Annotated in this window: 11 protein-coding genes and 1 pseudogene; 3 read left to right on the plus strand and 9 right to left on the minus strand. The window is 58.1% G+C overall.

Going from position 1 to position 14,797, the window contains the following annotated elements; genetic code table 11:
• Complete coding sequence (asnB, locus tag Q0Q48_RS11640) at positions 1–1,944, plus strand: asparagine synthase (glutamine-hydrolyzing) (RefSeq protein ID WP_295137675.1); 1,944 nt, start codon at positions 1–3, stop codon at positions 1,942–1,944.
• 83 nt (positions 1,945–2,027) lie between these two features.
• The gene (locus tag Q0Q48_RS11645) at positions 2,028–2,702 is read left to right on the plus strand and encodes a hypothetical protein (RefSeq protein ID WP_295137677.1); all 675 of its coding nucleotides are present in this window, start codon (positions 2,028–2,030) and stop codon (positions 2,700–2,702) included.
• A gap of 186 nt (positions 2,703–2,888) precedes the next feature.
• On the opposite strand, the gene Q0Q48_RS11650 is transcribed toward Q0Q48_RS11645, so the two are convergent.
• From Q0Q48_RS11650 to Q0Q48_RS11680, 7 genes are all read right to left on the minus strand, one after another.
• Complete coding sequence (locus Q0Q48_RS11650) at positions 2,889–4,913, minus strand: hypothetical protein (RefSeq protein ID WP_295137679.1); 2,025 nt, start codon at positions 4,911–4,913, stop codon at positions 2,889–2,891.
• A 19-nt stretch (positions 4,914–4,932) separates the two neighbouring features.
• Positions 4,933–5,604: an ATP-binding cassette domain-containing protein gene (locus Q0Q48_RS11655; protein ID WP_295137681.1), complete on the minus strand. Its 672-nt coding sequence runs from the start codon at positions 5,602–5,604 to the stop codon at positions 4,933–4,935.
• Positions 5,601–6,434: an ABC transporter permease gene (locus Q0Q48_RS11660; RefSeq protein ID WP_295137682.1), complete on the minus strand. Its 834-nt coding sequence runs from the start codon at positions 6,432–6,434 to the stop codon at positions 5,601–5,603. Before Q0Q48_RS11660 ends, Q0Q48_RS11655 begins: the two co-directional genes overlap by 4 nt.
• A complete protein-coding gene (locus Q0Q48_RS11665) occupies positions 6,431–8,566 on the minus strand; it encodes a glycosyltransferase (RefSeq protein ID WP_295137684.1) in 2,136 nt (711 codons plus the stop codon). The genes Q0Q48_RS11660 and Q0Q48_RS11665 overlap by 4 nt, the downstream gene beginning before the upstream one ends.
• Before the next feature lie 33 nt (positions 8,567–8,599).
• Entirely contained in the window at positions 8,600–9,607 is a 1,008-nt protein-coding gene (locus Q0Q48_RS11670) for an NAD-dependent epimerase/dehydratase family protein (RefSeq protein ID WP_295137686.1), read from the minus strand.
• A gap of 75 nt (positions 9,608–9,682) precedes the next feature.
• Positions 9,683–11,065 carry a nucleotide sugar dehydrogenase gene (locus Q0Q48_RS11675; RefSeq protein ID WP_295137688.1) on the minus strand — a complete coding sequence of 461 codons (1,383 nt, stop codon included), beginning with the start codon at positions 11,063–11,065 and terminating at the stop codon, positions 9,683–9,685.
• Between the two features lie 412 nt (positions 11,066–11,477).
• Positions 11,478–12,500, minus strand: a complete 1,023-nt coding sequence (locus tag Q0Q48_RS11680) for a polysaccharide biosynthesis/export family protein (RefSeq protein WP_295137690.1) — start codon at positions 12,498–12,500, stop codon at positions 11,478–11,480.
• A gap of 362 nt (positions 12,501–12,862) precedes the next feature.
• On the opposite strand from Q0Q48_RS11680, the pseudogene Q0Q48_RS11685 reads away from it, so the two are divergent.
• Positions 12,863–13,042: pseudogene (locus Q0Q48_RS11685) on the plus strand (transposase); the annotation flags it as partial.
• 118 nt (positions 13,043–13,160) lie between these two features.
• Here Q0Q48_RS11685 and Q0Q48_RS11690 read toward each other — a convergent pair.
• Together Q0Q48_RS11690 and Q0Q48_RS11695 are read right to left on the minus strand one after the other, a co-directional pair.
• Complete coding sequence (locus tag Q0Q48_RS11690; protein ID WP_295137692.1) at positions 13,161–13,757, minus strand: sialate O-acetylesterase; 597 nt, start codon at positions 13,755–13,757, stop codon at positions 13,161–13,163.
• A gap of 323 nt (positions 13,758–14,080) precedes the next feature.
• Positions 14,081–14,755, minus strand: coding sequence for an SGNH hydrolase domain-containing protein (locus Q0Q48_RS11695; protein ID WP_295137694.1), 675 nt, complete (start codon positions 14,753–14,755; stop codon positions 14,081–14,083).
• Positions 14,756–14,797 lie beyond the last annotated feature (42 nt).

Genomic DNA, 14,797 nt, shown 5'->3' on the forward strand with positions numbered 1-14,797 from the left:
ATGTGCGGACTCGCTGCCGCTTTGCTAATACAGCCTGGCGAATTACCTCAATCAGAGCTGCATCGCCGCGGCCTTGCGATGGCGGATATGCTGCGGCATCGCGGCCCGGACGGGGAAGGCGTGTGGACTGACGTTGGCGTCGTGCTGGCGCACCGGCGGCTGGCAATCATCGACACATCGGCCGCCGCCCACCAGCCGATGCATGACGTTAGCAGCACGGTCCACGTCATATTTAATGGCGCTATCTACAATTTCAGGGAGCTGCGTAGCGAACTGATCACTGCCGGCTATCACTTCCGTAGCACTGGCGACACCGAGGTCATTGTCAACGGCTACCGCGAATGGGGCACTGGCCTCTTCCAGCGGCTGGTCGGCATGTTCGCAATCGTAATCTGGGATTCGCATGCCGAGCGCCTGGTCGCGGCGCGCGATCGCTTCGGCGAAAAGCCGTTGCACTACCTGGAGCGACCCGACGGCATCCTCTTCGGCTCTGAGATCAAGGCCATCCTCACCTGGCCGGGCGTGCTGCGCCGGCCCAATCCGTCAGCTCTCCACGAGTTTCTGAGCTTCAGCTATACGATCGGGACTGAAACCGCCTTCGGCGGTATAAAGCGGCTGCCACCGGCTCATCTAATGGTGTGTGAGCGTGGACGGCCCCCGCTGCTGCAGCGCTATTGGCAGCTTCCGCCCGCCGGCGAAAATCCAGTTACCGGCAGTCCCGCTGACCTTAAGCGCGAACTGATCGACCGCATCCGTCACGCCGTCACCCTGTGCCGGGTTGCCGACGTGCCACTTGGCGCGTTTCTGTCGGGCGGCGTCGATTCGAGCGCCGTCGTGGCGATGATGGCGCCGACCCACGAAGGTCCAATCGAAACCTTCTCGTCAGGTTTCGGCTTTGGCGACTATGACGAGACGCGCTATGCCACGCTGGTCGCCGAGCGATACCGGACCAACCATCACGTCTTCACCTACGACAGCAAGATCGTCAGTAGCTTGGGCAAGCTTGCCTGGCATTACGACGAGCCATTCGCGGATTCATCGGCTCTGGTAACCTACGCGCTGTCGCGTGAGACGCGCCAGGTGGTGACCGTGGCGCTGACCGGCGACGGCGCCGACGAGACCCTGCTGGGCTACGCGAGATATTTCCGGTTCGGCACCCAGATGTCGCGGAACGCTGGCGGTCGGCAGCTCCCGGAGCTCTATGCGACGAGCGGCCTCGCCGCCCATCGAACGGCGGCTGGCGACACCTACGGCTACCTCATGGAGACGTTCCGCGAGCGACAGAAGCTCGCTGGCTACGACCTGGCACTGCTACCTAGCCTCGATCGTTGCACCTATGACAGCCTGGCGGTCCACGTCGTGGACGGCCTAACCAGGGCGGAGCAAGCCGGCCGGATTGATCTCGAGACCTACCTGCCCTGCGATCTGCTGACCAAGGTAGATATCGCCGCAATGGCGCACGGCCTAGAGACCCGCGCGCCCTTCCTCAACCACGAGCTGGTCGAATGGGTTTCCCGCATCCCAGGCGACCTCAAGGTGTGGGATAACGAAGGTAAGGCGCTGCTGAAATCGGCACTCGAACCCTTCGTGCCACACGAATGCATGTATCGGCCCAAAGTCGGTTTCCGCGTGCCGATCGCCAAGATGATGCGCGAAGAGCTGCGAAAAGCGACCGAGGCTTTCCTACTGAGTGAGCGATTCGCCGATCGCCGCCTCGTGCGCCGTGAATTCGTGCAGCAGATGCTCGCGGAGCATGTGACACAACGACAGGAGCATGGCACGCGACTGTGGGCCCTGCTCATGCTCGAGATGTGGTTTAGAACCTGGATCGACAACGACAGCAACCAGCCCGTATGCGACGCTGACAATCCATTCGCCGAGCTCTTCGCACCGGCTGTCGCGCGCCAATCTGAAGTAGCTGAGAGGCATGGACTGAAGATCTAGTGCTTGAGATGAACTCGACGCAAACAATCCTCGAGCGAACGCTCAAAGACGCTTTGAGATGGAACCCACGGCGCAGGGAGATCATGCGGGACCTGCTGGCGCTGATGGCGACCGTTGACGGCCCTCGCCTGAATATCCTTCGCGAAAAGTACGCGGATGCGACCCGTACTGCCGATGCCGCAGCCGGCTACAAGTATCTTGATGTCGCCCTCTACGCCTTACAGAAGCTGTTGCTTGCGCACGAGCTCGGTCTGGAGGGCGGGCTGCCCCGCCGCGTGCTGGATATCGGTACGGGCGGCGGTCACTTCCCGTTCGTCTGCCGCTTCTTCGGCCATCGAGTGGTCGGGATCGATATCCGTAGCGAACTCTACGAGAGCATCGCTGCATGCCTTGGCGTCCAGCGCACTATTGTCCGCGTTACCCCGCTAACACCGATGCCTGACCTGGGTGAGAAGTTCGACGTGATCACTGCTTGCGATATCACGTTCAACGACAAGGATGACCAGGATGGCCGGCGTGTCTACTGGACGCTGGCAGAATGGCGGTTCTTCATGAACGATCTCTTCGCCAACCATCTCCAGTATCCTGGTGTGCTCTACTTCAAGCTCAACAAGCAATGGCAAAGAGGACTCTTTGGCTCCGATCGCCTCGTGTTCAATCGCGACCTTCTAACGATGGCCGCCCGCAATGGCGCGGCGATCAGCCGCCGCCGCGGTACGGTGAAATTCACTCTCACCTCGCGACGGGAGGTCCGGTAATCGTGTGCCCACTACCGCCCAGAAAGGTATGCTTAAAGTAAGGGCACAGGCGATACCGGTACAGCACGGCAAGATGCCACACGTAGCCGTCGGCCCGGTCGACTTGCAGCCGAGCCGCTGAGCTGAAAAGAGACCTGACTGACGGCACGTGGCATTCCAGACCGCCTTTCTCCTCTACATACATCCTTAAGCCAAATGGTCGCGAACCGCGTATACGAGAAGCATGCCGACAAACCATGCCGCAGCGGCAGCGAGAACGACAACGAAAATGGATTTAGCCCGATCAGGATAGAGTGATGTCTGAGGCAATGTGGGCTTCACGAAAAGCGCCAAATAAGATTGCTGATTCTGCGCCATTACATAGGCTTGGCTGCGCAGGCTCATGGCTTCGCCATAATTCTTCTCTGCAAACTGGCGCTCAACATCCAACGACTGAAATCCCCGCAATGCCTCTGGAGAAATTGCTTTTACCTGAGAAGCGCCGAGCTGGCCCTCCTGCCGGATTTTTGCTTCGAGAGCGGCGATCTGCGAGTTCAGGGATTTCAGGATTGGCGAATTAGGCGACACGGAGCGAATGGATTCGTGTTGAGCCTGCAAGCCCGCGAGCTGCTTTCGCAAGTCATCGATAATTTGTGCCCCTGCTAAGGCCTCCCTGTCCGCATCGACCAAACCGCTCTTTTCCCGAAAGGCGAGCAAATCTTTGCGGGCCTCGACCAGTTGCTGCTGCGCACGATTCAGGTTGTCGTTGGCGAGGCGAACAATGTCCTCCTGAGCTTGGTTATTCAACCGGCGAAACATCTCATCCGAGGTGACCACCAACACCTCCGCCAAGGCCAGGGAATCCTGCGGCGTGAACGCCTTCACCGATACCGACACGTTTCCCGAAACGATATCGAAGTGAGCCCACACCATATTTGCCCAGTAGTCCTTCAATTCTTCGGCGCTGACATCACGCTCCGGCAAGCGCGACCATAGATCGATGCCCGGTTTCGAGAAAATACTGCGCAAGTTCAGGCGTCGCTCGACATCGGCAATTGCCTGCGAACTATTGATGTAGTCCGTGACCACGAACGCATCCGGTGACATCGCCGTGGTACCTGTCATCGCCGTCGACATCGTCCGCCCCGCGGCCTGCGAAGGGCCGCGAACCGCGAACTGGAATGTCGTGACATATTGGTTCGACGCTATAAAACCATAGTACACGATGGCGAGGATCGTCGGGATGACGATCACAATGAGGGCCGACGCGGCCAACCAACCACCGAAGCGCGCTCGGCGCGCCCGTTGAGGCATCGGCGGCAAGACAGTGGCACGTAACGTCGAGGGACCCTCGACAGATTTCGCCTCGGCAGGCAGCTTGCTCCCGGCAACCGTCTGCAGATCCGTGCTCGGTACTGTCTGCAAGGACTGCTGGGGGGCAATTGCAGTGCCTCCCCCCGGCTTGCTGGGCGCGGTGGCGAGAAGCGTCCCTTCTCGACGATCCGCCTTGATACTCGCTGCGCGATGCCCCTCGGCGGGCTTGCCCTCGAACAGCCGATAGGTTCCTTCACTTCCGCAGTCGAAACCTCCAGGGCATTCTGTCAACCCGTACTTCGTCAACTCCTCGACAAGGCGTTGCTGCTCTTCTGCAGTTTCCCGCTTCACACAGAAGCGCTGCATGTCCATAAGGACAAAACGATACCCAGCTAACTCGCGACACAAGCGGATATAGGTATTCGGCTCCTGGGTCGATACGAAATCGGTCAGGATTGCCAGAGATTCTGATACATCTAGATCAAGCACAGCGTCCGGAAATTCGGCCCCCACCAAGCGGCAATTGTTCTCCATCTGAGGATATTGCGCCGTCAACTCACGCAGGATCGTCGTCGCCGTGAGGTGCCGGCGCTCATCACGCTCAACGCCAACCGCCGCAAATCCCTCGTATGCCAGCATGAACGGCACGGTGCCGAGACCAGAGCCGATCTCGTGATACGATTTCAATTCCGGCAGATGCTGCTTCACGAAAGCCAGTATCGCGAGCTCATAGCTTCGGATGGGAAACCCCTTGGAGAGCCAGAGGCTGTAATGCTCGTAGGCACCGGACCGGTCGACGCCGACCAGCCGGATCCGCTCCTCTAGAACGCGAACAGTTGTCTGGCGAACAGCCTCCGCCGCATCCAGCGGGACAGAGGTCTCACCTTGTGGTTGTGCGGGAAGCGGCTCGCCTTGCATTTGGTCGTGCAACATACGGTCAGTTGGTCAACGTCGGTTCGTTCACGATATCGTTGTAGCGAGCAACCGCGTGCTTGATGTCATCATAGTAGGTCAACTTGCCCTTATGGAGGGTGGCTCCAACGTCACAATAGGTAAGCAAAGTCTCCGTCTGATGCGAGACGATGATCACGCGACTATTGACAAGCCGCTGCTGAAAGGCCGCCTGGGCACGCGCGGCGAAACGGGCATCGCCCGCGCTCAATCCCTCATCAATCAGGTAGACATCGAATTCAAGGGCGATACTCGCACCAAAGCCCAGCCTCGCGCCCATTCCGCTAGAATAGGTTTTGACCGGCTCATCAAAATACTCCCCGAGGTCGGCGAACGCCTCGACAAAATTGACAACCTCGGCCACGTCAAAGCCGTAGATCCGCGCGAGAAACGCCGCATTTTCCCGCCCCGTCATGTTGCCCGCGAAGCATCCCGAGTAACCCAATGGGAATGAGATGCTGACGCTGCGGTGGATACGGCCCCGTTCCGGGAACTCCGAGCCGCCTATCAGCCGCAGCAATGTCGACTTACCCGCTCCATTCAGGCCGAGAATGCCTATGTTTTTTGTGGTATCTAATACCAGATTGACAGAGTCGAGGATTACCCTGCGTCCAACATGGGTTGGGTAGCTTTTATGAACGTTCTCGAAGACAATCATGTCGGTTCCAGCATTTTCCGATGCGCCACGCGCAAAAGTGCCAACCCAACGGCTACGATCAGAAGGCTGACGCACACGGCATATCCGCGGTCAAGCTCTGGGGGATCGTAGCTACGATAGTAACCGCTCCGCACCCACATAATACAATGCATCAACGGATTGTACAAAAGATAGCCGCGAAACGGCGGAGGAACCCCGTCGGGCAGAAACCAGATGCCGGACAATAGAAAGATGGGGCTCAACAGGAAGCCGAAAATGGTCGACCAGTTGAGTACGAAAATTCGAACAATTGCGTTGATCAAGCCTACGCCAAATCCGAAGCAAATCGTCGTCACAATAGCCGCCGCCAATCTGATCGGATGACTGGGGATGGCGTCGCCATGACCGGTCATGGCAAGCCAAAGAAATAGTATGAATCCGACGAATAGATATGTCGTGGCTTCCAGAATCGCTCGAGCGACCATAACATCAAGTGGCTTAATCGGCGGAAGATTCAATAGCGAACGATTCTCCGACACAGCGCCGGCAACATAGCTTGCTAACTTGTAGAATAAGAAATAGGTCATCAGCCCGGTGAGCATGAACATCATGAGGCTGCCACCCAGAGGACTATGGCGCTTCATCACATAAGAAAAGAGTAAGCCGAGCACGACCATGTGCAAGGTCGGCTCTATGACCGCCCATAGATAGCCGAGGCGGCTTTCGCCGAAGTGCGCGCGGGTCTCGCGCCGGATAAGAGCAGCGATCACGCGAAGTTGTAACCGAATGCCTTCCCTCCAAACGCCCCAGCTCCAGAGCGAGCGGCGGACATCGACGTGCACGCGATTCATGTCGCCACGGCCCTCACATCACCGAAGTCCGCTGCGACGTCGGCTAAGCCCGCTGCAGTGTAAAGATCGAGGGTGTTTGCCAGCATACGAGGAACTGGAAACGCCTGCCGAGCCCATGCTTTGGCTTCGACCGCCATGCTGCGAAGCCGGGCCGGCTGACCAACCAGCTTCGCAACTTCAGCCGCAATTTCGTCTGGCGTTGCCGCCACGCTCGTCAGTACCCCTGTCCTTCCGGGAATAAAGGTTTCAGACGCGCCGCCGGCCGCACTAGCAACGACAGGAACACCAGCGAGTTGCGCCTCGATTAGTGCGTTGGGCAAGCCTTCGTGCTCAGACAACAGCATCATGAGATCCATTTTCTCTAGCCAGTACCCAACATCCGCCGTCCGTCCGACAAATTGGCATCTGTCTGCAATATGGAGTTTCGCGGCACGTTTAAGTACCCTCCTTCTGAACGGCCCGTCGCCAACAACAATAAACCGGGCGTTGGGAACACGGGCCAAAATCGCGGCAGCCGTATCAATCCACAAGACGGGACGTTTGACTTCATCAAGGCGCATGACTGCGCCAATCGTCACTGTGGCGTTTGCAACTCGCGCCTCGAAGGACAAGAACTGCGCTTGCGAAGCAATACTACCTTCGACAGAAGGTGGCGCAACCCCATTCGGAGAAACCACAACCAGTCGTCGGTCAATCCCAAGCCATTTTGCATAACGTTGCGCCGCATACTGCGAGTTCACAGAGAGCACGACGCCCGGCGCTTGCAACAAAGATCTATAAATCACATCGTATTCTACAAGATAGCGCTCGCGGCGATCCGGAGGTGGTGCCGACCTGCCACTCAGTACAATGCGCGGTATCCCCGCGAGCAGCGCAGCAAGACCGGCCGCATAAACAAGCCCATCCTGCCAAATATGAACGACCGCAGGCTTCATCTCCTTCAGCCGATCGCTCAGCTTAATAACAGCCTCGGCCGTGGACCATGGCAGAAAGGCGAGAGCGCGCAGCGCGGGGCGTGCCACAGAAGTCGTGAGATCACCGCCAAAGTCTGGCCAATCTCTGTACGACTCGACACAAATCCCCGCACGTTGAAGGTCAGCCGCGTAGAATGATCCATCTTCGCGATCAGTAAGCGACCTCGCAACCACGTGCACTGCGTTCAGCGCCAAGCCATCCGGAAGCGTCCGCTGCTGCAAGCTCATCGCATTCAAGCCAATGGCGGTAGTAACAAGTTGTCGTTCTGCCCCCCCCGTCCCTAGAGATCCAGTGAGCAGCACTAGCTTACCGGCAGTGGGCAGAGGAGCTGAGTTGGTCCTGCGTCGGTCGTCTAAAACTCGATTAAAAAGAGCTTCAAGAACTCTGACCGAAGCAGGCGAGCGGTTCAGGGCGACCGCATCGACATGCTCAAAGTCGCCCATTACGGCATGCAGGCGCCTATCTTCATGAATAAGCGGCGGTCCTAACCAAGCGCCTGCAGCGACGCGGCGGAGCAGGGTTATGACTGACCTATGTATGCCAACTTCTTCCTCTAGCCACGCCGCGACAAGCAGCCACGCTTCCTTTCGCTTCGAGAACGCACGGGCCACGCGGGCAAAGGCCGCACTACTCTCATCGACTTGTCCAACGGCATCACACACCTCAGCATAAGCGAGTAGTTGTTCAAGGCGTGCAGGCATGCGCGGGAAGCGAGCGCGCACTATCGTCCGCACAACGGCTTCTCCGTTTCTCTCTAGCACGAGGTTGACCGCATTACGAAACGCGTCCATCGAATCCGGAAAACGCATGCTGATGCCAAGCCACGCTTCGGGCGCCCGCTCGTCTTCCGATTCAGTTAGGAGTCGCGCGACGATCTTCTGAAGTTCCTCGCTTCGAGGATACTCGCGAATAAGCGGCAGCAACTGGGCAACGCCGCAATCCCGACGATTGGCAGCTCGCGCAGCGTCACGAATTGCATGCGCCTTAGCTCTCACCTCCCGCGATGGATGTCGCCTGTACACCCTGCCAACAGGTGCAAGCGCGAGGACCTCATGCAGCGGATCATGCGCTGGATTCAGGCCGACCGACGTCAGAAAATCCAGCCGACACCAATGTCGAGAAGCGAGAAGACTGGACAACGGAAAGACCAGTTTCATCTAGGTCTCTTTCCTCGTACAGACTGAAGTCTGTTAGGCCTGATAGTAGGAACGATACCAAGCTACGAATTCTCGAACCCCCTTCGACATCGGCGTCGACGGTCGATACCCGATCAACCTCTCGAGAAGTTCAGCAGCTGCCTCGGTGCGGACAACGTCGCCCAGCTGCATATCCATATAATTCCGGCGGGCTTGCACTCCGAGCGCTCGTTCAATCTCTTCAACAAGATCTAAAAGGCCGACCGGGCGTGCGCTGCCTACGTTGACAACACGATAGGGCGCGACTTTGCTCCACCCTCCTGAAGCCATCCCTTCTTCGCCTTCACTCTTGTCTGGGACGCAGTCAGCTAGCCGAACAACTGCCTCGATGACGTCGTCTACATAGGTAAAGTCCCGCTGCATCTGTCCGCGGTTGTAGATGTCGATAGGCTGACCAGCCAAGATATTCTGGACGAACCTGAAAAGCGCCATGTCAGGTCGGCCCCACGGCCCATAGACACTGAAGAAACGCAAAATTGTTGTGGGAATCCCCCACAGATGTGCGTTGCAGTGAGCGAGAGTCTCGACAGACTTCTTGGTGGCCGCATAGGTTGTGAGCGGATAATCTGACGAGCTGGTCTCGCGCAGAGGAGAGGAAGTATTCATGCCATAGACGGAGCTCGTCGAGGCGATCAGGAGATGCCGCGGTTTCACTTCGCGGCACAGCTCCATGATGTTGAAGCTACCGACGATGTTAGCTTGGATATAAGCGCGTGGGTTCTCAAGACTGTAGCGAACCCCGGCCTGCGCCGCCAAGTGGACAACAACATCTGGCCGAAAAGGTTTGGCTACGTGTACTAGCCCCTCCCAATCCTCAAGCATAAAATAATGCGCCTGGAAAGAAGCGAATCTTTCGAGTTTGGCGTGCCTATCCTTCTTCAAATTAATGTCGTAATAGGGCGTCATTCCATCAACGCCCGCCACTTCATGGCCTTCCTCAAGAAGGCGCTTGGCGAGATGGAACCCGATGAAGCCAGCAGTACCAGTTATTAAATAACGCATTACTGCAAGCCTCTACCGACGAATCACGCCGCATTCGGTAATGGTTTTAGACCATTTCGGTGGCACAGGCGCTAGTCACGCTTTAACGACATGCCCCGCACTTGCACCAAAACGGGCGCAGACGTTTCGGGTATCGATGACAAGAGGCGACCATTCAACCAGCTTTTCATAATCAACAGAGTCGTGATCCGTACAGATTACGACCGCATCAAATGCTGAAAAGGAAGATTCGGTGAAGGAAACCGATCGCCTGCCAGCGAATTCAGGGTGTTCCCGACTAGAGGGTATTTCTGCCACCATAGGATCATAGTAGGACACTTCCGCCCCCCGCTTTTCGAGCAACTCAATGATCTTGAAAGCAGGGCTCTCGCGCGTGTCATCTACGTTCTTCTTGTAGGCAATGCCCGACACCAGAACGCGTGCTCCCTTCGAAGCTCTGCGAAGCCGCTCGTTGAGGGCCTCGATCGTGCGATCCACAACACGCTGCGGCATGGCCGTATTGATCTCACCTGCCAACTCGATGAAGCGAGTAACCACACCGTACTCGCGCGCCTTCCACGTGAGATAGAATGGATCAATAGGGATACAATGACCACCAAGGCCGGGGCCAGGGTAGAATGGCATGAATCCGAACGGCTTGCTCTTCGCCGCCTCGATAACTTCCCAGACGTCGATGCCCATCGCCTCGTATACCGTCTTGAGTTCGTTTGCGAGGGCAATATTTACCGAGCGAAAGATGTTCTCGGTGAGTTTTACCGCCTCGGCCGTCTCTAGCGACGTCACCGGCACCGTCCGCGCAACCACCTCATCATACAGCGCACAAGCCAGCCGCAGCGCGTCCGGCCCCTCCCCCCCTACAACTTTTGGGATCGCCGCTGTGGAGTACTGGGCGTTACCCGGGTCTTCCCGCTCCGGCGAGTAGGCGAGAAAGAAGTCGCGCCCCGAGCGCAGACCATTCCGCTCGAGGATCGGCCGCAACACGTCGCGTGTGGTGCCGGGATAGGTCGTCGATTCAAGAACGACCAGCTGGCCACGCCTGAGGTACGGCGCAATCGACTCGGTCGTCCGCGTCACGTATGTCAGATCGGGTTCCCGGTGCTTGGTCAGTGGCGTCGGCACACACATAATGATGACGTCGACTTCGCCAAGGCGCGAGAAGTCGTCGGTCGCCTCAAGACGGCCGACCTGGCGCATCTCGGCAATTTCTTCGCTATCGATATGGCTAATATACGAGGTACCAGCATTGAGCTGGGCGACCTTGCTGGTGTCGATATCGAAACCCAGCACCGCGAAGCCTTTTCTCGCTACTGTACATGCGAGCGGCAGTCCAACATAGCCGAGCCCCATGATCCCGATGGTTGCGCGATGAGCGCGGAGCCGGTCGACTATGGAAGCCACCGCCTCAGGTGCGTTCCCGTGATGTTGGCCGCGCGTTTGAGCTCCTAACTCGTCGTGCATATCCTGCCCTCTCAGCCCCGGCACAAATCAAAATCTCAAGCATACTCACTGAAGCCGCTTGTACGGGGCTGGAAATTGGCTGTCAAAGCGTATTGCCCTTGCAGGTCGCCAACCTTTCCCGCCCGCTCATTTGGCCATGAAGTGGTCTTTTCCATCCACGACGGATGGATCCAATATCTCCACGTTCCTCGGCTCCCCCTTAAGTGGTCTGTTCCGCTATACGCGCTCCAACAAAAGACGGAGGCGGCCATTTCGGCCGCCCGGTCTGCCGAAGGTGGTTGATGTCACAATTGGATGATGATCTCTACGCGACGCTTCTATAGCTTGTGCACACCATCGCCGGCTTCGACATGCATGCCATTCTCGCCGCGCCGATCACCGTGATCACCGACGCCAACACGCCTCACCCATCCTAGTTGCCCGCAGGAAAATTCCCCCCCAACGTGCGCGGAATGGCTATGGTTGCCGTCGCACCGGACAATATCTGGAAGAACTTCGCGGCATCCGCTAAAGGCGCAGGCGAGACGTACAGTATGTCACCTGGCCTTATCGGAAAGGCATTCATGGCAAAGAAGGATTGCGGATCCTTGAGGTTCAGCTGATAGACTATTGGCACCGTTTCTCGATCCTCAGCTAGAAGCTGGATGCCATAGCGGCGCGCCAACTCGACTGACTCGCGACGAAAAAGAAAGACTCCCTTTGCGTCGGCGCGGGAGGACTCAAGGCCGATGGTCTGGCCGAGGGCGTCGGTCATGCTGAGTGTCGAAGTGCGGAAAATCTGTTCGCCGGGTGCCTGGACGGCACCGAGCGCCACGAATTTCAGCGGCTTGCGGGACAGAAATATCGCGTCGCCGGCTGACACGAGCACATTGAAAATCTCTGGCCGATCCACCAGTTCTTGCATCCGAAGGGACATGATCGAGTGTCCGCGCGTCAATCGCAATGAAGTCTCATACGCCGGGTATTTCGTTCCCCCAGCGAGAGCAAGCATATCGAGGATGCGTTGATTGGCTCTTTCGACCGGATACGGCCCGGGCTTGTTGACATCACCTTGAACAGACGCCGCATTGCTGACGTTTTGGGCAACCATTACGGTCACCTGCGGATCAAGGGCCTTGCTGGCAAGACGACTGGCAATCTCCTTCTCGACGTCAGACAACTGTTTGCCGCGAGCTGAAAAACGGCCTGCGTACGGCAAGGCGATCGTGCCATCGGGCTCGACGCGGACCGTGACATCTGCCCCCTTTCTGTCGGTGCCGAATAGACTCGTATCGCTAGCCTCCCAAATGGTCACGCGCAGGACATCGCCGACGCCCGCACGGCCAAAGGTCCCCGGCTGCTGAAAGGCGGGAGGGACGCTGGGCAAAACAGGATGGTAAAACTCCTCGGCATCCCGGGCGATCCTCGCGTCGACGGTCACCAGCGCGAAACGCATGACGGCTGCAGGATCACCTTGCCGGCGTTCGGAAGCGTGCGCTAGCATTCCATTAGCGCTGGGTCCATCGCTGGGAAGCAAGTCGCAAGCCCCCAACGCCAAACAAAACGCCGCCGCGCAACCTGGGATAAGAACCCATCGAAATGGCCCGACAGTTTGCGTGATCATTGAGTGCACTCGCTTGACCTCCAACACGTTCGTCACATGGCAAGCCGCCACAGCCATGGCCCGAAAGCTTACAACAAAGCTGAACATTTAGCACAAACTTGCTGCGGCAATATGTTTTTGCCGAATCCGCGCAAAATCCTCATAGACTGCGCCATTCCAGCGATTCACCAAGATGATTTTATTGGCATAGTCACTGGGAGAATGGATACCGCGAGAGCGTCAACTCGAAACTCCGGGACGAGCTTCTGAACGCCGAGTTGTTCAGCACCCTCTACGAAGCGGAGGTGCTGATCGAGAGCTGGCGGCGCAACTACAATGCAGTCAGGCCGCACTCCTCGCTCGGTTGCCGTCCACCAGCGCCTGAGGCCATCTTGCCGCCAGCCCGTAGCCTGCCCTACGCTCCGGTTCGGTCAGCCCACGGGCTGGCCGATACTCCCGGATCCCAACTCTCGAGTTGGTATCGCTGTTGGGGGCAGGCCAGCAATGCCGGCGCTATCGGCCCTGTGCCGAGCGGCGCCTTTGTTCGATGGCAGAGAAGAAGGCGGCAGCCGTCTTGCGCATCCCGCTCTCACTCATGTGACAATTGTCGTATCGATCATCTTCGAGCAGCATCGAATCGGTGTCAGCGCCCAGGAACACATTCCAGTCGTCGATCAACACGAGCTGGGCGGCCGCGACGGCATTGCCTCTGTTCCAGGGCATCCGACACTTGCTCGCGATAGCAATGAACACGGGGGCCAGGACGCCGTACGCACGCAGCGTGGCAAGGAACGACCGGAACCGCTCCACATAATCCGCCGTTGCCATTCGCGACTCATAATCGCTCTCGCCCTGATGCCAGATCATTTCCGTCACCTTGTAGCCGGAAGGCAGCGAGGCCAGCACGCTTGACAGCTTCTCGTTGAGACTGCCGCCCGTACCCCAGAGCGCGATCGGCGTCCCCGCAACGGCGAAGGGAACAATCACGACGGTGCTATATACCCCACTTGCCACCAATTGATCCGCGAGGAGGGTGAGGAAACTCGCCTTCCTCTCCTGAAGCTCCCAGAAGCGGCGACCGGCCCAGGTAGCACTTGCCGTCGAAAGCATTGATCACCTGGGTGACTAGACTGGGCGAAACCTGTGCCCCCCCCCGTGATTTCCCGCGTTGGACTGACCGAGCGCCAACAACACGCCCAAGTCATCCGAAGGCGCCGGGCAGGCAACCTCGACCTTACCGCGGTAGGCGACTAGTCGGCCGATTTCATCATACCGGGCCGGGTGGACACCGACGGCTCTCGCCACCCGGTTGATTACCCTTCGTCCAAGAACGTAAGTTCACGGATCGTACTCGTCGCCGTAGGCACCGAACGCGACGATCGCGAGCATCGCGATTCCCGATAGGAGCCCCCGGTGCACCTGGTGGGTCACCCTCAATCCCCTCTGGCTACCCTGCGGAAGATCGGTTCGAACACCGGCATCACTCGGCGCGCCCCGGTTTGGGTCAGGTGGTTCCAATCGAAGTAGTTAGGCCGCCCGTCGGTTGCGAATTCGCAAACCGAACTCGGGCAGATCAGCGGCTCGGGAGTGATGGTCGAGACTTGTCCGGGATGCTCTCTTACGAGGGCCGAGAGAAGCTGCCGGTATTCCGCCATGCTCGCGCTGTGCTTTTCGACCGGGAGTCCGGTATATGAAATCGATCCGTCCTTCATCGCGCGTAACGCGCGTTCGGTGGGATCGAAATGCTCGGCAGTCGGGACATTCTCCATGATCGTGAGGTGAAAGTCGGCGGCGAGGACGGTGCGGACGTTCTGCCGGAATAGCACCACATCCTCCCTATCAATCCTGAATAACCTAATGGAAAGGACTTCAACCACGTTCTTCCACTTTGCCTCATGGAGGATCGAATCGAACGTTTGGACGCTGCACCAATCGCCAGGCCCGAAGTGCCCCAACGAACACTGCTTGGTAGAGTAATATACGGGAACGCTGAATGTCCGTCCCAGGTCGGCCAGGACGTCCGTCAATTGGTCGGCATGCGAGTCTCCCAAGACGAGGATTGCCGGCTTGCCCGAGAAATCATCGGTGATGGCACAGAGTGCCGACAACGGATGCAGAACCTGCCATAGGATAACCTAGGGAGGCGTTTC

This window comes from uncultured Reyranella sp. (genome assembly GCF_945957355.1).
Lineage (GTDB): Bacteria > Pseudomonadota > Alphaproteobacteria > Reyranellales > Reyranellaceae > Reyranella.